The 829-nt window shown below is 49.0% G+C and carries 7 tRNA genes; all 7 read right to left on the reverse strand.

Annotation, left to right across the window (positions count from 1 at the left end):
• Positions 1-14: 14 nt before the first annotated feature.
• A tRNA-Gly gene (locus BFU02S_RS15985) sits at positions 15-88 on the reverse strand.
• A gap of 17 nt (positions 89-105) precedes the next feature.
• Positions 106-182: transfer RNA gene (locus BFU02S_RS15990), tRNA-Pro, on the reverse strand.
• Between the two features lie 15 nt (positions 183-197).
• Positions 198-274: transfer RNA gene (locus BFU02S_RS15995), tRNA-Arg, on the reverse strand.
• 59 nt (positions 275-333) lie between these two features.
• Positions 334-420, reverse strand: a tRNA-Leu gene (locus tag BFU02S_RS16000).
• 60 nt (positions 421-480) lie between these two features.
• Positions 481-565, reverse strand: a tRNA-Leu gene (locus BFU02S_RS16005).
• 5 nt (positions 566-570) lie between these two features.
• Positions 571-645, reverse strand: a tRNA-Gln gene (locus BFU02S_RS16010).
• Positions 646-706: 61 nt separating this feature from the next.
• Positions 707-778 (reverse strand) — tRNA-Glu (locus BFU02S_RS16015).
• Positions 779-829 lie beyond the last annotated feature (51 nt).

Consider the following 829-nt stretch of genomic DNA (forward strand, 5'->3'; position numbering starts at 1 on the left):
CTATTATTTGATTGTGGAGCGGGTGATGGGAATCGAACCCACAACAACAGCTTGGAAGGCTGTGGTTTTACCACTAAACTACACCCGCGTATATATTATATTGAATGGTCGGGAAAACAGGATTCGAACCTGCGACCCCTTGGTCCCAAACCAAGTGCTCTACCAAGCTGAGCTATTTCCCGAATATATTAAGTTTATGGCGCGCCCGAAAGGAGTCGAACCCATAGCCTTCTGATCCGTAGTCAGACGCTCTATCCAATTGAGCTACGGGCGCACTTTAAAAATGCGACTTTTAAATAATAGCACATTTTATTATTGCTGTCAATACTTTTTTGGTGCGGCCGAGAGGACTTGAACCTCCACGGTGTTGCCACCACTAGGCCCTCAACCTAGCGCGTCTGCCGATTCCGCCACGACCGCATATCGTAACAGCAAATATAATCATAACAACTTTATAACAATAAATCAAGAGGTAATTATTGGTGCGGGTGAAGGGAGTCGAACCCCCACGCCGTACGGCGCCAGATCCTAAGTCTGGTGCGTCTGCCAATTCCGCCACACCCGCATAAATGGCTGGGCTAGCAGGATTCGAACCTGCGAATGACGGAGTCAAAGTCCGTTGCCTTACCGCTTGGCTATAGCCCAAAAGTATAATCATTCAAGACAAGAAACAGAAAATGGTTATTTGCTCATCCCCCGTTTCTGATGACCCCTACGGGATTCGAACCCGTGTTACCGCCGTGAAAGGGCGGTGTCTTAACCACTTGACCAAGGGGCCAGAAAATACAATGGCGGAGAAGGAGGGATTTGAACCCTCGCGCCGCTCGCG

Source organism: Neobacillus fumarioli NBRC 102428 (genome assembly GCF_001591485.1).
In the GTDB taxonomy this organism is placed as follows: Bacteria; Bacillota; Bacilli; order Bacillales; family Cytobacillaceae; genus Neobacillus; species Neobacillus fumarioli.